General features: G+C 45.0%; 13 protein-coding genes. 6 read left to right on the plus strand and 7 right to left on the minus strand.

Going from position 1 to position 18133, the window contains the following annotated elements:
- Positions 1 to 41 precede the first annotated feature (41 nt).
- Positions 42 to 2375, minus strand: coding sequence for a Cna B-type domain-containing protein (locus INT76_RS09495; protein ID WP_212570214.1), 2334 nt, complete (start codon positions 2373 to 2375; stop codon positions 42 to 44).
- A gap of 303 nt (positions 2376 to 2678) precedes the next feature.
- Here INT76_RS09495 and malQ (INT76_RS09500) point away from each other — a divergent pair, with 303 nt between their 5' ends.
- Both malQ (INT76_RS09500) and glgP read left to right on the plus strand, forming a co-directional pair.
- A complete protein-coding gene (gene malQ / locus INT76_RS09500) occupies positions 2679 to 4187 on the plus strand; it encodes a 4-alpha-glucanotransferase (protein ID WP_249116147.1) in 1509 nt (502 codons plus the stop codon).
- On the plus strand, positions 4180 to 6444 hold the full coding sequence (gene glgP / locus INT76_RS09505) for a glycogen/starch/alpha-glucan family phosphorylase (RefSeq protein ID WP_212570218.1): 2265 nt from the start codon (positions 4180 to 4182) through the stop codon (positions 6442 to 6444). Before malQ (INT76_RS09500) ends, glgP begins: the two co-directional genes overlap by 8 nt.
- A gap of 81 nt (positions 6445 to 6525) precedes the next feature.
- Here the strand turns inward: glgP and INT76_RS09510 are convergent, their stop codons facing one another.
- A complete protein-coding gene (locus tag INT76_RS09510; protein WP_212570220.1) occupies positions 6526 to 7233 on the minus strand; it encodes a UTRA domain-containing protein in 708 nt (235 codons plus the stop codon).
- A gap of 228 nt (positions 7234 to 7461) precedes the next feature.
- Between INT76_RS09510 and malQ (INT76_RS09515) the strand changes: the two genes are divergently transcribed.
- Genes malQ (INT76_RS09515) through INT76_RS09525 form a run of 3 tightly spaced genes read left to right on the plus strand, consistent with a single transcriptional unit; the run spans position 7462 to position 11983 of the window.
- Positions 7462 to 8976 (plus strand): 4-alpha-glucanotransferase, encoded by a 1515-nt coding sequence (gene malQ, locus INT76_RS09515; RefSeq protein WP_212570222.1) that lies wholly within the window; start codon positions 7462 to 7464, stop codon positions 8974 to 8976.
- A gap of 36 nt (positions 8977 to 9012) precedes the next feature.
- Positions 9013 to 9804: an endonuclease/exonuclease/phosphatase family protein gene (locus tag INT76_RS09520; RefSeq protein WP_212570224.1), complete on the plus strand. Its 792-nt coding sequence runs from the start codon at positions 9013 to 9015 to the stop codon at positions 9802 to 9804.
- A gap of 13 nt (positions 9805 to 9817) precedes the next feature.
- Positions 9818 to 11983, plus strand: a complete 2166-nt coding sequence (locus INT76_RS09525; protein WP_212570226.1) for a PTS transporter subunit IIBC — start codon at positions 9818 to 9820, stop codon at positions 11981 to 11983.
- Between the two features lie 101 nt (positions 11984 to 12084).
- On the opposite strand, the gene INT76_RS09530 is transcribed toward INT76_RS09525, so the two are convergent.
- The 3 genes from INT76_RS09530 to INT76_RS09540 form a co-directional block, all read right to left on the minus strand.
- Positions 12085 to 12741 (minus strand): CPBP family intramembrane glutamic endopeptidase, encoded by a 657-nt coding sequence (locus INT76_RS09530; RefSeq protein ID WP_212570228.1) that lies wholly within the window; start codon positions 12739 to 12741, stop codon positions 12085 to 12087.
- Between the two features lie 81 nt (positions 12742 to 12822).
- Positions 12823 to 13449, minus strand: a complete 627-nt coding sequence (locus INT76_RS09535) for a DUF2812 domain-containing protein (protein ID WP_212570230.1) — start codon at positions 13447 to 13449, stop codon at positions 12823 to 12825.
- Between the two features lie 12 nt (positions 13450 to 13461).
- A complete protein-coding gene (locus INT76_RS09540; protein WP_212570232.1) occupies positions 13462 to 13773 on the minus strand; it encodes a PadR family transcriptional regulator in 312 nt (103 codons plus the stop codon).
- A 112-nt stretch (positions 13774 to 13885) separates the two neighbouring features.
- Between INT76_RS09540 and INT76_RS09545 the strand changes: the two genes are divergently transcribed.
- A complete protein-coding gene (locus tag INT76_RS09545; RefSeq protein ID WP_212570234.1) occupies positions 13886 to 14602 on the plus strand; it encodes a YebC/PmpR family DNA-binding transcriptional regulator in 717 nt (238 codons plus the stop codon).
- A gap of 365 nt (positions 14603 to 14967) precedes the next feature.
- On the opposite strand, the gene metF is transcribed toward INT76_RS09545, so the two are convergent.
- Positions 14968 to 15822, minus strand: a complete 855-nt coding sequence (metF, locus tag INT76_RS09550) for a methylenetetrahydrofolate reductase [NAD(P)H] (protein WP_212570236.1) — start codon at positions 15820 to 15822, stop codon at positions 14968 to 14970.
- A 5-nt stretch (positions 15823 to 15827) separates the two neighbouring features.
- Positions 15828 to 18077, minus strand: coding sequence for a 5-methyltetrahydropteroyltriglutamate--homocysteine S-methyltransferase (gene metE / locus INT76_RS09555; RefSeq protein WP_212570238.1), 2250 nt, complete (start codon positions 18075 to 18077; stop codon positions 15828 to 15830).
- Between the last annotated feature and the right edge of the window lie 56 nt (positions 18078 to 18133).

Here is an 18133-nt window from a genome sequence, read left to right on the forward strand (position 1 = left end):
CCTTTCCAGACTAGCGTTTTTTTATGAGAAATATAGCAAGATTAGTCTTTTTGTCTATGGAAACGATAGCCGAATCCACAAGCTACAAAAAGCAAGACTCCAAGGAAACTTAACCAAATGGTTGAGGATTGTCCTGTCTTTGGCAGGACTTTTTTAGGTTCAACAGTTGTAGTTGAAGAACTTGGTGTCGGTGGGGTTGTTGTTTCCTCCGTAGAGGTTGTGGTAGAAGCCTCCTCAGTGGTCGTAGTTGTCGTAGATTCTTCGGAGGTTGTAGTGGTTTGTTCTTCTGTTGTGGTCACCGTAGTTGTTTCTTCGGATGTCGTAGTGGACGGTTCTTCAGAAGTAGTGGTCACCGTAGTTGTTTCTTCGGATGTTGTAGTAGACGGTTCCTCAGAAGTAGTAGTAACCGTAGTTGTTTCTTCGGATGTTGTAGTAGATGGTTCCTCAGAAGTAGTGGTCACCGTAGTTGTTTCTTCGGACGTTGTAGTGGACGGTTCCTCAGAAGTAGTAGTAGAGGTGGTTGTTGTAACTTCTGTCGTTGTTGTCGTTGTTGTTGTGACAGGTGTGTGGCTGTTTTTGATTGTAAAACCAGTTGAGCTGTCACCTGTTATTGTTTTTTCGTATCCTGCTGGGACAACTTCATCGACAGTGTAGTTGATTTTTACGCCTTGTTTATAGACATCTAGATTGGTAAATTCCCCTTTCCAGTTGCCGTCTGCATCTACTGTCACCTCCTGGCGGTCGACTTCTTGACCATCAGACTTTAAAATAACAGTAATCTTGTTTGGTCGGCTGCCATCTAGGTTGTTGCTATCCTCCCAAATTTTGTTAAAGACAATCTTGGTTTTTTCTGGCTCGTGCTTGTTGGTGATGTTCAAGCCATCATAGACAACAGTGTAGCCGGTCACCTCTTCTTCTTTGACAGAATAACGGATTTCGGTACCATTTTCGTATTTTGGTAGGTTGGTGAACTGGTAGGCCCATCCAGTAGCTTCAGTAGCTGTTGTGGTCTGTCCAGTCGGCTGTCCATTGGCCAGTAGGTGGATGGTGATAGACTGAGGACGCAAGCCGTCCTGGTTCAGGTTATCATCCCAGGTTTTCTTACCTTGGATAGAGGTTACAATCCGTTTGTTGGTAATTGTCTTGAAAGCCACTCGAGTAATGGAGCCGAAATCGGAAGGACTGATACTAATTTCTTTGTTTTCTAGTTCATAGCCTGTAGGTGCCTTCTTTTCACGAATGGTGTAATTATCTTTCAATAATCCATTGACAGAAGCAATTCCGCTCTCGTCAGTGATTAGCTTGCCAACAACCTGACCTGTCGAATTACGAACCAGTTCAAATTCAGCACCGGCCAAAGCAGTTCCGTCTTCGGATACTTTTTTGATTTGGACAGTGAATACATAACCTTCTGCTCGACCATCCGCTGTGAGGAAACGAACATAGGAGTCTAGTGTTTTCTGAAGGGTTTGATTGGTTTCTAGGCTAGCTGTGTTTTGGAAGAGTTCCCCGCTTGCAGGGACATAAGGAATATGAACTTGGTAGCGTAGCATAATTCCCTGATCTGCACGGAGGTTCCCTAGATTCACAGAGAATTCTTGGCCGTTCCAAGTAACGGCGTAGTCGGCAGTCACATCCCGTTGGTTGAGGAGTCGCCAGTCGCCGTTGATAAATTGCCAATCACCTTGGTAGATTCTTAGAGATGATTGATTAAAGCTGGCGCCTGGGATTTTCAATGTATCCTTGACAACGGCATTGTTCAAAGCAACCTTTTTACGGTTGACCGAAATAGCGTACTCAATAATTTTTGAATCGGTCGAACTTTGCCAACCGGCCTTGTCTATCTCGTTTGGATAGGGTTTTCCGATACCGTTGAAGTCAATTTTTCCGCCAGGGATGACCTTGCCTTCAACAGTAAAATCCACTTGAATGGTTTGGGCGTTCGGAATGACAACATGATCTACACGAGCAAAGATATGAAGGGTTCCGGTCACATCGGAATGGCGCTCGGGATAATCCGTGTAGGTCAGGGTCACTGTCCGCTGCTTCATAACAGCCGTAGCTACCAGATTTCCTCTGGGATCTCGGAGTTCAAAAGCGGGGTTCTGTGATAATGCGAGTTCATTAGGGAAGGTGAAGGTGGAGGTATCGCCGGCCTTTACCGTGTTGTTTGGCAGGGCAAAGTCTATGTCAATACGGAATCGCTCCCATTGCCGGACCGGGCCGGTAATAGGGCTTCCATCCTTATTTACGATGGAAATCTTGGTAATGACATCGTTATGCTCGGCAGCATGGACGGTGTCCATACGAGAGGGTGAGAAAAATGAAACCAAAAAGGTTGCGGTAATAAAAAACTTAAGAATGTTCTTTATCATGTTTCGATTCCTTCCTAAAAGTATACTGCTACAAAATAATTCTAAAATAAAACAGCTCATAAAGCAAGTATTTTCCTTAACATACAATAAAACGATCGGTTTTTCAACTACTCTTACGAAAAGAGTGGAAAAACTAGAGAGAAAAAACAGAAGAGGCGGCAACAGCACTTTTGTTACTCGTTAACAAGCCTGCTAGAAGGGGATTTAACAAATGGTTTTAGGCAAATAAAAGAAAAATCCTTGACAAGCGCAAACGTTTGCGTTAAAATGTCAACTGTATTCCAAAGAGAAAGGATGCGAACTATGACAAATCGTACCAGTGGAATCTTAATGCATATTACCTCACTTCCTGGAAAGTTTGGTATCGGTACCTTTGGTCAGCCTGCCTACGACTTTGTTGATTTTTTGGTAGAAACCAAACAGACCTACTGGCAGATTTTACCTTTAACCACCACAAGCTATGGGGATTCTCCCTACCAATCCTTCTCAGCGATTGCCGGAAATCCACATCTGATTGACTTTGAACTCTTGGCAGAAGAGGGTTTGTTGGATGAGGCGGATTTTTCTGAGCAAGATTTTGGCAAAGAAGCAGACTCGGTTGACTATGCCCTGCTCTATCAGGTGCGGCGTCCCATTCTGGAGAAGGCTGTGGACAGATTTTTACAAGATGATAAACGAAAAAGAGACTTTGCTGCCTTTGAAAAAGCCAATGCTTCTTGGTTGACAGACTATGCAGAGTTTATGGCCATCAAGGAACACTTTGGCAACAAGGCCCTTCAGGAGTGGGATGACAAAGAAGTCATCGCCCGTAATGAAGAAGCCTTGGACAAGTACCGGTTGGCCTTGGCTGATAGCATCGACTACTTCAAGGTGTGTCAATACTTCTTTTTCAGTCAATGGAAGGCGCTCAAGGCCTATGCCAACCAGCACCACATCAAGATTATCGGCGATATGCCAATCTATGTTTCGGCTGACAGCGTGGAAGTCTGGACCAAGCCACAACTCTTCAAGTTGGATGCCACACGCAAGCCTCTCTATGTGGCAGGTGTGCCGGCAGACAACTTTAGCAAGGACGGTCAGCTGTGGGGCAACCCGCTCTATGACTGGGAGCAGCATGAAAAAACAGGTTACAGCTGGTGGATCTACCGCATTCATGAGAGTTTTAAACTCTATGACGTCTTGCGAATTGACCATTTCAAAGGCTTCTCAGACTACTGGCAGGTAGATGGTAAGGCGGAAGTGGCCAAAGTCGGTACTTGGGAGCCTGGGCCTGGCTACAATCTCTTTAAGGCTGTCAAAGAAAGTTTGGGTGATTTGCCAATCATCGCAGAAGATTTGGGCAATATTGATGCCAAGGCTCGTAAGCTTTTGGCAGACTGTGGCTACCCAGGGATGAAAATTCTAGAGTTTGGCTTCTTTGACGTCACAGGAAAGAGCATTGATGCGCCCCACCGGTGCACACCGAACTCCATCGCCTATACCGGCACTCATGACAATGAGGTAATCAATGGCTGGTACAACAACCTGTCTGCGGAGCAGCAAGAATACGTTGATGCGTACAGCAACCGCAAGCCCATTGAGCCAGTCAGTCAAGCCATGCTTCGTATCCTGTTTGCGACAGTTAGCGATACCGCTATTGCGACCATGCAGGATGTCTTAGACCTAGGCGAAGATAGCCGGATGAATACCCCTTCCACTGTCGGCGGAAACTGGCAGTGGCGCATGAAACCAGAAGATTTGACACAGGAACGCAAAGACTTCCTGCTGAAAATGACGAAACTATATCAAAGAGGAAATGAACACCATGATTAACTTTACCCAATTTGCAGAAAGTAATACCAACAAGAAATTGTCGGAATTGACCAATGAAGAAATCTACCTTCAGTTGCTTCACTATGTGAAAGAAGCGGCTGCAGACAAGCCTAAAAATACCGGAAAACGCAAGGTTTACTACATCTCAGCTGAGTTCTTGATCGGTAAACTCTTGTCCAACAACCTAATCAACCTCGGTATCTACAAAGACGTTCAAGCAGAATTGGCAGCGGCCGGCAAGTCCTTGGCGCAGGTAGAAGATGTTGAACCAGAACCATCACTTGGTAACGGTGGTCTTGGACGGTTGGCGTCTTGCTTTGTGGACTCTATGTCAACCCTTGGCATCAACGGTGAAGGTGTTGGCCTCAACTACCATTGCGGTTTGTTCAAGCAAGTCTTCAAAGACAACCAGCAAGAAGCAGAACCAAACTTCTGGATTGAAAACGACTCTTGGTTGATTCCGACTACTATCAGCTACGATGTACCGTTCAAAGACTTTACCCTGACATCTAAATTGGACCGTCTGGACATTCTTGGCTACAAAAAAGACAGCAAGAACTACCTTAACTTGTTTGATATTGAATCTGTTAACTATGACTTGATTGAAGATGGTATCTCTTTTGATAAGACCGACATCAAGGAAAACTTGACCCTCTTCTTGTACCCAGATGATTCAGACAAGAAGGGTGAATTGCTTCGTATCTACCAACAATACTTCATGGTATCAAATGCTGCTCAGCTTTTGATTGATGAAGCTATTGAGCGTGGATCAAACGTGCATGATTTGGCTGATTATGCTTATGTTCAAATCAACGACACCCACCCATCACTGGTTATCCCAGAATTGATTCGTCTGATGACAGAAAAACATGGCTTGGAATTTGCAGAAGCAGTGGCAATCGTTAAGAACATGACTGGTTACACCAACCACACCATCTTGGCAGAAGCCCTTGAGAAATGGCCGCTTGAGTTCTTGGAAGAAGTCGTGCCACACTTAGTGGACATCATCAAAGAATTGGATGCCTTGGTAGCCAAGGACGTTCCAGATGTAGCCCTTCACATCATCGATGAGTCTGGTCGTGTCCACATGGCCCACATGGACATCCACTTCTCAAACTCAGTCAACGGGGTTGCGGCTCTCCACACTGAAATCTTGAAAAACTCTGAATTGAAAGGTTTCTACGAGCTTTACCCAGAAAAATTCAACAACAAGACAAATGGTATCACCTTCCGTCGTTGGTTGGAATTTGCTAACCAAGACCTTGCGGATTACATCAAGGAATTGATTGGTGATGACTACTTGACAGATGCGACCAAGTTGGAGAAATTGCTTGCCTTCGCAGATGACAAGGAAGTGCATGCTAAGTTGGCTGAAATCAAGTTTAACAACAAATTGGCTCTTAAACGTTATTTAAAAGACAACAAGGGTATCGAATTGGACGAAAATTCCATCATTGATACACAAATCAAACGTTTCCACGAGTACAAACGCCAACAGATGAATGCCTTGTATGTCATCCACAAGTATCTTGAAATCAAGAACGGCAACCTGCCAAAACGTAAAATCACCGTTATCTTCGGTGGTAAGGCAGCTCCTGCTTATGTGATTGCTCAAGACATCATTCACTTGATTCTCTGCTTGTCTGAGTTGATCAACAACGACCCAGAAGTGAGCAAGTACCTCAACGTTCATTTGGTGGAAAACTATAACGTAACAGTTGCTGAGAAACTCATCCCTGCAACAGATATTTCTGAGCAAATCTCGCTTGCTTCTAAAGAAGCGTCAGGTACTGGTAACATGAAATTCATGCTCAACGGTGCTTTGACACTGGGTACGATGGATGGTGCCAACGTTGAGATTGCAGAATTGGCAGGAATGGACAATATCTACACATTCGGTAAAGACTCTGATACCATCATCGACTTGTACGACAAGGCTGGCTATGTATCTGCAGACTACTACAATGGCGATACCAACATTAAGCGCGCAGTTGACTTTATCGTCAGCGATGAAATCCGTGCCCTCGGCAACGACGAGCGCCTTGGTCGCTTGCACCATGAACTCATCTCTAAAGACTGGTTCATGACCTTGATTGACTTGGCTGAGTACATTGAAGTTAAAGAGCAAGTCTTTGCAGATTACGAGGATCAAGATTCTTGGAACAAGAAAGTTGTGCACAACATTGCTAAGGCAGGTTTCTTCTCATCTGACCGTACCATCGAGCAGTACAACGAAGACATCTGGCACAGTAAGTAAGCAACTGCAAGGCAGCAATGATCAACTAAGCTCTCCTTATATACAAAAACAGAATGTTTCGCTGGAAACATTCTGTTTTTGTTATCGTTTGGCCATGGAAACAAAACTAATCTTATCTGGACGGTAGCTGATGGTTCCATATTGGAAGGGGTGTCCATTGGCCAAGTAGGTGATACTGGTGACCACGACAACCATATCATAGTCGCCCAAGTCCATCTGTGTTCGTTCTTCCTCATTCGCATAGCGGAAGGAAATCTCCCGTCTAGAGTGGGAAATTTTAAGATGGAGTTCCTCCTCAAGATAACGGTAAATCGAACCTTCGACAATTTCGCGATTCAGATAAGGAACAAGGCGGCGGTCAAAATAGGATACTTCATACTCCAGACGCTCGCCATCAATGGTACGAACCCGTGCCACACGATAGAAGTCTACTTTTTCATCCACCTCCAGAATGGCCATTAAGGCCTCTTCACCTTGGATGATATAGAGATCTTTTAAGTGAGTCTGAATATCATGAAGAGCTAGGCGGTTGAGTTCGCCAGAAGTTTTAATCTCAGAAACGAACTGGCTCTTCATCAGGTTGTGTTCCAAAACGATTGAGTTGCGTCCTTGACGCTTTTGGATATAGCCATCCATTTCAAGCATAGATAATGCCTTGCGAATGGTGTCTTTTGAGTAGGAGTAATGCTCCATTAACTCGTTTTCGGTAGGTAATTCCTCATTGGGCTTCCAAATATGCTGCTCAATCTTTTCTTTAATGTCAGTGTAGACGTTCTTGTACTTGCTCATGATATGCTGCTTTCTCTACGAAGATTCTTCTATAAGTGTACCATAATTTTACTTAAAAATATAGCTGATGAATTAGGAACACCGTTCATTGTTTGGGACAGAAGGGCAGGAACGGCCTGACAGAAATAGTAGTTTTACGTAAAAGGTAAAATTGTTACGTAAAAATACTTGACAAGTGAAAACGTTTCCGTTAAAATAGGGATAAATTAACAGAAAGGAAAGCGCTTTATGACACAACGAACCAGTGGTGTACTGATGCATATTACCTCTCTACCAGGTCCATTTGGGATAGGAACCTTTGGAAAGGAAGCCTATGATTTTGTGGATTTTCTGGTGGAAACCAAGCAAACCTTTTGGCAATTACTGCCCCTCACCACAACTAGCTACGGAGATTCCCCTTATCAGTCCTTTTCAGCTATCGCTGGCAATCCGCATCTGATTGACTTTGCTTTACTCGCAAAAGACGGCTTTTTGCAAGAGAGTGATTACGAAGGGATTTGCTTCGGTGCTGACCCAACGCGTGTGGATTACGCTCTTCTGTATCAGATTAGGCGGCCAATCCTAGAAAAAGCAGTTAGGGCATTTTTGGCTGATGAGAAACAAAAAGTAGCCTTGTTAGAATTTGAAAAAGCGAACTCTTCCTGGCTCAATGATTATGCAGAATTTATGGCAATCAAGGAGTATTTTGGCAATCGTGCCTTGCAGGAGTGGGAAGATAAGGCAGTTGTAGCTCGTAACGAAGAAGCACTTGACAAGTACCGGTTAGCCTTGGCAGATAAAATCGACTACTTTAAGGTGTGTCAATATTTCTTCTTCAGCCAATGGAAGCAGCTCAAACGGTATGCGAATGAACGCCATATCAAGATTATCGGCGATATGCCTATTTACGTTTCCGCAGACAGCGTGGAAGTATGGACGAAACCTCAGCTGTTCAAACTGGACAGCGAGCGCAAGCCAACCTTTGTCGCAGGTGTTCCAGCAGATCAGTTTAGCGCAGATGGTCAGCTTTGGGGGAATCCGCTTTACGATTGGGCAGAGCATGAAAAAACCGGTTTTAGCTGGTGGATTTACCGCATTCACGAAAGTTTCAAACTGTATGATTTGCTTCGAATTGACCATTTCAAAGGATTTTCAGATTACTGGCAGGTTGATGGAAAAGCAACGGTTGCCAAAGTTGGCAGCTGGGAACCAGGCCCGGGTTACAGTCTGTTCAAAGTTGTCAAAGAAACGCTGGGAGATCTGCCGATTATCGCAGAAGACTTAGGAAATATTGATGCCAAGGCTAGAAAACTGCTCAATGATTGTGGCTATCCAGGTATGAAAATCTTGGAATTTGGTTTGAGTGATGTGACTGGCAAGAGCATTGATGCACCGCATCGCTGTATCCCAAATTCTATTGCCTATATGGGAACCCATGACAACGAAGTGGTCAACGGCTGGTACCAAAATTTGAGTGCTGAGCAGCAAGAGTACGTTGATGCATACAGCAACCGCAAGCCGATAGAACCTGTCAGTCAGGCCATGCTTCGCGTTCTTTTTGCAACAGTTAGTGATACAGCCATTGCGACCATGCAGGATATATTGGATCTGGGCGAAGATAGCCGGATGAACTACCCGTCAACCATCGGCGGCAACTGGCAGTGGCGCATGAGAGAAGAAGATTTGACCGAGGAGAGAAAAGCTTTTCTCATCAAGGTCACTCGCCTTTATCAACGTGTCAATGAAGCTTTGGAAGAAGCCTAGTCATGAGAAAAAATTAAAATCAGAAAGGAGGAAATCATGAAACTATTGACCATCAATGTTCATGCTTGGATGGAGGAACAGCAGGAAGAAAAACTAGAACGGCTGGCCCAAACGATTGCGGAGAAAAAATACGACGTGATTGCCCTCCAAGAGGTTAATCAGGAGATTTCGGCTCCGCGAATCAGTCGAGAATTGAAGGCAGATAATTATGGACTGCTATTGGTAAAACGGCTGAAAGAATTGGTCGGCGATGTCTATTCCTATTTTTGGAGCAATTCCCATATCGGATACAGTCGCTATGACGAAGGGATTGCGCTATTGACCAAGCTACCTGTTTATGAGGTTGATAGTTTTTACTGCAGCCAACATCAGACAGTGGATTCTATTTTATCTCGGAAGGTTTTAGGGGTGACTCTATCCTACAAGGGTCAGTTGATTGATGTCTATTCCTGTCATATCAACCTACCAGATTGTGATGGAGAGGATCAGCTGGAAAATGTACGAACCATCGTGGAACGGAGTCAGACGGAACGCCTCAAAATTCTGATGGGTGATTTCAATACAGATGCTATTTCGGACAAAAAATCCTATGAGGCTATTAAGGATTTAGGACTCTATGATAGCTATGAACTGACAGCAGATAAAGACTCTGGTATCACAGCGGAAAAGGCTATCGATGGCTGGACAGGTCACGCCCAAGGCAAACGTTTGGATTATATCTTTTTAAACCAAGAAAGGAGCATTCTATCAAGTCGGGTTATTTTCAACGGAAATAACAAACTCCCTATCTCAGACCATTATGGTGTGGAGATTATAGTAGATCTTTAGGAGAAACAATAAGATGAAAAAATTATTGAGCTTTGAATTTTGGCAAAAATTCGGAAAATGTTTGATGGTTGTTATCGCAGTTATGCCTGCGGCTGGTCTTATGGTGAGTATCGGTAACTCCATCCCCTTAATTGACGCAGATTCGGAAATTCTCATCCGTATCGGAAACATCATCGCCCAAATCGGTTGGGGGATTATTGGAAACCTTCACTTGCTCTTTGCGTTGGCTATCGGTGGTAGCTGGGCCAAGGAACGGGCGGGCGGTGCTTTCTCAGCTGGCTTGGCCTTTATCCTGATTAATCTCATTACAGGTCACTTCTTTGGGGTTAGCACAGACATGCTGGCAGATGCCGAAGCGACAGTGACTACGGTCTTTGGCACACAGATTCCTGTTTCAGGTTACTTTGTCAATATTCTAGGACAACCAGCCCTCAACATGGGTGTCTTCGTCGGTATTATTGCAGGTTTCGTTGGCGCTACAACCTTTAACAAATACTACAATTACCGCAAGCTTCCAGATGTCTTGACCTTCTTTAACGGCAAGCGTTTTGTGCCATTCGTGGTCATCTATCGCTCTGTCCTTGTGGCTCTTGCGTTGGCAGTTTTCTGGCCTCTAGTTCAAACAGGAATTAACAGTTTTGGTAAATGGATTGCCAACTCACAAGATACGGCTCCTATCCTAGCTCCATTCGTTTACGGTACCTTAGAGCGTCTTCTTTTGCCGTTTGGTCTGCATCATATGTTGACGATCCCAATGAACTACACCTCTCTAGGCGGTACTTACGAAATCTTGACCGGTGCCCAGGCAGGTACCCAAGTATTTGGGCAAGACCCGCTCTGGCTGGCATGGATTACCGATTTGATTAACCTCAAAGATGCTGGCGATATGAGTCAGTACAATGACCTTCTTGCGACTGTCACACCTGCTCGCTTCAAGGTTGGTCAAATGATTGGTTCAAGTGGTATTCTCATGGGCTTGACCTTTGCTATGTACCGCAATGTAGATAAGGATAAGATGAAGAAGTACAGAGGGATGTTCTTGTCATCTGCTCTCGCTGTCTTCTTGACAGGGGTAACAGAGCCAATCGAGTTTATGTTCATGTTTGCAGCTCTTCCTCTTTATATTGTCTATGCCTTGGTGCAGGGTGTCGCCTTTGCGATGGCAGATATCGTCAACCTGCGCGTCCATTCATTTGGGAATATTGAGTTTCTCACCCGTACTCCGATGGCTCTGAAGGCCGGTATCGGTATGGATCTTGTTAACTTTGTCTGGGTAAGTATCCTTTTTGCAGTTCTGATGTACTTCATTGCAGACTTCATGATTAAGAAATTCAACCTTGCAACTGCTGGTCGCAATGGAAACTATGACACTGAAACAACAGACGCTCCTGCTGGTGAAGCGGGAACAGCGGATGCTAACTCACAAGTTGTTCAAATCATCAACCTCTTGGGAGGCCGTGAAAATATTGCGGATGTTGATGCCTGCATGACTCGCCTGCGCGTGACAGTTAAGAATATTGCGCAAGTCGGAGAGGAAAATGCTTGGAAACAAGCTGGGGCCATGGGTCTAATTATTAAAGATTCAGGGGTTCAGGCAGTATACGGGCCAAAGGCAGATGTTCTCAAGTCTGATATTCAAGACCTCTTGGAGTCAGGAGTTGAAATTCCTAAAAGCAATCTATCAGCAGCTACAACAACAGACACTCCAACCACCTTTAAAGGGCTGACTGTTGCTGTCCAATCCGTAGCGGAAGGTCAAGTTCGCCCAATCACAGAAGTGAAAGATCCCGTTTTCTCACAAAAAATGATGGGTGATGGCTACGCAGTAGAACCAGCAAACGGCAATGTTTATGCCCCCGTATCAGGTCTAGTTACTAGTGTATTCCCAACCAAACATGCGATTGGTCTCTTGACAGACGAAGGTTTGGAAATTTTGGTACACGTTGGTCTTGATACAGTAGCTCTCAACGGTGCACCATTCTCTGCTAAGGTAGCAGATGGCCAACGCGTTGAAGCAGGCGACCTGCTCTTGGTCGCAGACCTAGAGGCTATCCGTTCGGCAGGACGTGAAACTACTATCGTTGTTGCCTTTACAAATACAGCAGAAATCAAATCGGTGACGCTTGATAACCTCGGCCAAGTGACCAAAGATAGCCAGGTTGCAACGGTTGACTTGTAAGAACGAAAAGAAATGAAGACAGTTCTCTTAGAGAGGCTCTCTTCATTTTTTTAGTCGCAAAAAAAACTCTTAGAAGCCAGAGGTCTAAGAGTCTTCTAGTTTTAAAGATTGAAGGTGGCAGCAGCATTGTGTAAAATGTGCATGGCCATAACGAGTTCCAGGCGCTTGGTCTTGTAGTAAACCAGAGAGTAGACCAGGCCGATGCCTCCGTAAATGCCCCAACTAATTAAGTTTGTTGGTATGTGCATGGCCCCAAAAATCAGGCTACTGATGATGACGCCAATGATAGGATATTTTTCAAAGAGATAGCCGATAATCCCAGCCCGAAAGGTCCATTCTTCCAAAATCGGACCGCAAATAGCAACGATGATAAAGAGGAGGGGAAAACTGAAGTTGGTAAACATATTTGCCAACACAGCATCATTGGCAGTGCTTTTGATATCCATATTTTGGAGTGAAAAGATTCCTACACGAACCAAAACTCGTGTCAGAATGGTCATCCCAAGGACAACGGCAAAGTCTTTTACTGTCCAACCTTTGAGTTTGGGTAGAGGGATTTGAGCAGCTTTTGCAATAAGCCAAGTGAGGTAAATCGAGGCGATAGCACTGGCGGTGATGATGAACTCCGTCAACAGATTGGGGTCATAGGGCGTGTTCGTTAAGACGCTTGAGGCCATGGTAAAGCCCATGATAAAGGTCCAGATTTGAGATATCATAAAGACAAGGAGCAACCAGAGGACCTTGGTAAATATTTTCATAAACAACCTTCTTTCTATGAATGCCTGTATTGATTATAGGATTTTCAGAAAAAAATGACAAGGTAGGAATGAAAGAACTGTTCAATATTCCTGTATGTGTTGAATTTCTTTTTTAACTTTTTCAGAGATAAAAAGAAAATAAATAGAACAAACGAGAAAAACGAGAGGAATTAAACCACTCCGAAATAGAGCAAACGGTATTTCAAGCAAAAAACCAAACCAGAAGGAGAAGCCTTCTCGTTCCCAAAGGCCAGGGGTCAGAAACCAAGATTTGGGATTCCAAGGGTAAAAACCGTTGTTGATATTGCTTTGGTAAAAAAGGAAGAAATAGACTAAAAAGATGGTAAAGTAGGTTAGTGCAAACTGTTGGTAGCGTTTATGAACAGCAACCAAGGATTCTCGGTCGGAGAAAATTTCAGTACTAGAAGAATTGGTCGCTTGCTGGAAATAGTGCATACCACTGCGTCTGCTCCCCTCCAGACAGTTCCAACCGGTTTCCTGAAATAAAGATAGGTATTCAAGGTAGTCTTGTCTTTTAATATGTTCATGAAAATCCAATCGTACCAAGAGCGGACTTCCTTGATGTTCTTCAAACTGGTAGATGCCAAGCCAAGGATTGATCTTGGTCAGGCGGTAACCTTGAGATTGAATGTGGTTAATCCAAGTTTCTTCGTTCTTCATGCTGGTAAATAATTTCCATTTTTTCATAACTAAACCTCCTTACAGATGGCGAGATTTGGCAAGCAGTGCTAATTTGCGGATGCGCTCGGTTTCAAGCGCCACTATTTCCCTTCCAGCAGCCGTTAGCTGATAGACCTTTCGGCGCTTGTCTGTGCTGGGAAGAGCAACAATCCATTGCAGTTTCAATAGGTTTTCGATGGCACCATACATAGTACCAGCTGCAATGCGGACATCTCCATCGCTCATTTCTTCCACGGTTTGCATGATGCTATAACCATGGGCCGGTTTGAGCAAGGCTAGCAAAATATAACAAGTGGTTTCTGTTAGGGGTAAATGCTTATTACGTTTCATAGCTCCTCCTATATATCGTTCAACTGTATATCGCTTGCATTTGAAAAAATCTTCTCAATCTGTGCCAAATATGGTATAATAAAACGATTTTAAAAAATGCAGGAGGTTCCCCATGGGACGTAAATGGGCCAATATTGTAGCCAAGAAAACCGCTAAAGACGGTGCCAACTCGAAAGTTTACGCCAAATTTGGTGTTGAGATTTATGTAGCAGCGAAAAAGGGTGATCCAGATCCAGAAACCAACTCAGCCCTCAAATTCGTTATCGACCGGGCCAAGCAGGCACAAGTACCAAAACACATCATCGACAAGGCCATTGACAAGGCCAAAGGAAACACAGACGAAACCTTCGTAGAAGGTCGTTACGAAGGCTTTGGACCAAATGGCTCTATGCTGATTGTTGATACCTTGACTTCAAATGTCAACCGTACAGCAGCCAATGTTCGCTCTGCCTTTGGTAAAAATGGCGGAAATATGGGAGCGTCTGGCTCCGTTTCCTTCATGTTTGACAAAAAAGGTGTTGCAGTTTTTGCAGGTGACGATGCGGACAGTATCTTTGAGTTGCTTCTAGAAGCTGATGTAGAAGTGGACGATGTGGAAGCAGAAGATGGCACCATCACTGTCTACACCGCACCAACTGACCTCCACAAGGCTATCCTAGCCCTCCAAGAATCAGGTATCACCAGCTTCCAAGTAACCGAACTGGAAATGATTCCCCAGTCAGAAGTTACCCTTGAAGGCGATGATCTAGCAACCTTTGAAAAACTCTACGACGCCCTCGATGATGACGAAGACGTCCAAAAAATCTATACGAATGTAGATGGGTTCTAGGACGTGGGACGTCCTAGAAGGTTGGAAATGAGAACCAGCGGTAGCTGGTTTTCTTTGTAGCCAACTGTTCGGGGGACAGTAATTTTTTCAAGAAGGTTGGAGATAAGAACTGCTGGCAGGCGGTTTTCTTTCTAGTGGGACGTCCTAGAAGGTTGGAAATGAGAACCAGCGGTAGCTGGTTTTCTTTGTATCCAACTGTCCGGGGGACAGTCATTTTTATTAGAAGGTTGGAGATAGGAACCGCCGGCAGGCGGTTTTCAGAGCTAATTGAAATCAGAATCGTCGGCAGATTGCTTCAAATTATGGCTTGAGAGCACAAAAAAGGTTCAAACTCAATCGGTTTGAACCTTTTCATATCAGTTTATTTAGTGCTTAAAGAGGGCGTGAGTGGCTTGGTGGACGTAGCGGGCTGTGGCCGCATTGTTCATGGTGTAGAGGTGAACACCATGAACATCATTGGTCACCAGGTCAATAATCTGATCCACTGCATAGGCCAGACCAGCCGCTCGGAGGGATTCTGGGTTGTGTTCGTATTTTTCCAGAATAGCCTTAAACTTTCTTGGTAGGCGGATGTTTTCACAGGTTTTTAGAAGACGGAGGGCCTGATTCCTGTTGATGATGGGCATAATCCCTGCAATAATAGGCACCTCGATGTCTGCTAGGGAACATTTCTCCTGAAAATCGTAGAAAACCTCGTTGTCAAAGAAGAGCTGGGTGACCAGACTAGAACAGCCTGCATCAACTTTCTTTTTCAGATTCTTGATGTCAGATACAGAGTTTGGTGACTCTGGATGGACTTCTGGGTAGCAGGCACCGATGATGTCAAAGTGAGGGGCCTCCTCTTTGATAAAGGAAACCAAATCCGTCGCATAACGAAAGTCCTCCTTGGGAGGAAGTCCGTCAATAATGTCGCCACGAAGTGCCAAGATTCGTTGTACCCCGATGTCATCAAGTGCGGTCAGGACAGATTTCACCTTGTCCCTTGTCAGATAGGCAGCCGGCAAGTGGGCAATCGAGGGAATCTGGAGGTCATTATGAATATGGTCTGCCAGACGAATGGTAGTTTCTTCCACATTGAGGTTGTTGTTGCTACAAGTAACACTGATAAAATGAGGGGCCAAGTCCTGCATCTCCTTGAGGGCTTGGAGTATTTTTGTATTGCCTACTTCTGGTTTAGGAGGAAAAATTTCAAAGGAGAGGCTGGGAGCTTGACCTGTCATATATCTTAGAGTTCCTTTCTAGCTGCCTTGGCCGCTTGTGTCAAGTGGATAAGGCTTTCTTTTGTTTCACGTTCACCGCGTGTTTTCAGACCACAGTCTGGGTTGATCCAAACCTTTTCTTTTGGTACTTTGGCAAGAATTGCTGTAATAGTATGTGCAATTTCTTCAACGGCAGGGACCCGCGGTGAGTGGATGTCATAGACACCAGGGCCAACCTGAGTTTGGAAGTTCTTAGCCTTGAGTTCATCGAGGATGACCAGGTTTGAACGGCTAGCTTCAAAGGAGATAACGTCCGCATCCATATTGTCGATGGCTGGGATGATGTCGGTAAATTCGCTGTAACACATGTGGGTGTGGATTTGCGTATCTGGAGCAACAGTAGAGTGTACCAAGCGGAAGGCTGGAATAGCCCAATCAAGGTATTCGCTATACCAGTCGCTGCGGCGCAGTGGCAATTTTTCACGAAGGGCAGCTTCGTCGATTTGGATAATCTTGATACCAGCCGCTTCCAGGTCAAGAACCTCCTCCTTAATCGCAAGGGCGATTTGAAGGGTAGATTCCTTGATGGTAATGTCCTCACGAGGGAAAGACCAGTTGAGGATAGTGACAGGGCCTGTCAACATGCCTTTGACTGGTTTGTTTGTGCGGCTTTGGGCGTAGCTAGACCACTTGACAGTAATTGGGTTTAGACGAGTGACATCTCCCCAGATGATTGGTGGTTTCACCCCACGCATACCGTAAGATTGAACCCATCCGTTCTTACTAAAGAGGTAGCCAGACAGGTTTTGACCGAAGTATTCGACCATGTCGTTGCGCTCAAATTCACCGTGAACGAGGACATCAAAGTCCACTTCTTCCTGCCATGCAATCCATTCATCTGTACGGGCAGCAAGGAAGGCATCGTATTCTGCTTCTGTGATTTCGCCACGGCGGAAGGCTAGACGCTTGCTACGGACATCCTTGGTTTGTGGGAAGGAACCGATGGTGGTGGTTGGCAAGAGCGGTAACTGGAGTTTTTTGCGTTGGATGGCTTCGCGCTCAGCAAAGGCAGGTAAGCGTGTATAGTCCGCATCTGTCAATCCTGCTAGGCGCTCTTCCAAAGCTCTGTCTTTGCCAACCCGTTCGAGGGCAAAGAGGGCCTTGTTGGTTGCTAGGGCTGCATCGCCTTGCCCCTTGCGGATGGCATCCAAATCACGCAATTCGCTCAATTTTTCAACAGCAAAGGCAAAGTGGTTGAGGATGGCAGGCTCAAATTCTTCATTAGCAGTTGTAAATGGCACATGAAGGAGGGAGCAAGAGGTGGTCAAGACTAGGTTTTGGGCTGGAATGGCATCTAGGATAGCCAGACTCTTCTCATAATTGTTCCGCCAGATGTTTTTACCATTGACGATACCTGCGTAGAGGGTTTTATCAGCTGGGAAGCCGGTTGCCACAAGAGCAGCTGTTTCCTTGCCTTCAACAAAATCTAGTCCAATGGCATCCACTGGAAGCTTGGTCAATTCTGTGTAAATATCACGCACATCGCCAAAGTAGGTCTGGATGAGAACTTGCAGGCCTTTTTTATCTGCCAAGAGTGTTTGATAGATGTTTAGGAAGAGGGATTTTTCTTCTGCGGTCAAATCCTTAACCAGGCTAGGCTCGTCCAACTGGATTTTCTCAGCACCAAGCTCTGCCAATTTGGCAAAGACTTGTCCATAGGCTGCGACCAAGCTAGCTGCTACGTCTGCCGCAGTCACCCCATCTTCAAACTCGGTCAGTTGAAGGAGGGTAAAGGGGCCTACCAAAACAGGACGGGTGATGATTCCCAAGTCTTTTGCTTCTTGGAATTCATCGAAGATTTTGTGGCCAGCTAGTTTAATCTCAGTATCTTTTTCGATAGCTGGAGCGATGTAGTGGTAGTTGGTGTTGAACCATTTTTTCATGGGTCTTGCACGGACATCACCTTTTTCCCCTTGGTAACCGCGCGCCAGGGCAAAGTATTTTTCAAGGTCGGTTAAGTCCAAGGCTTGAATAGATTGGGGAACAATGTTGAAGAGGACAGCTGCGTCCAAAACATTGTCATAATGAGAGAAGTCATTGCTTGGAATCTCAGTGATACCAGCTTCTTTGACGATCTGCCAGTGCTTAGCTCGCAGGTCTTTGGCTGCAGCCAAGAGCTCTTCTTGGGCAATTTCCTGACGGAAGTATTTTTCAGTGATAAATTTCAATTCGCGGTGCTCGCCGATACGAGGGAAGCCGATGATGGTTGTAGACATAAGTATCCTCCAAAAAAATTGCTATGACAGTATACTAACAGAAAATGGATAGCTTG

This window comes from Streptococcus oriscaviae, from assembly GCF_018137985.1.
GTDB lineage: Bacteria > Bacillota > Bacilli > Lactobacillales > Streptococcaceae > Streptococcus > Streptococcus oriscaviae.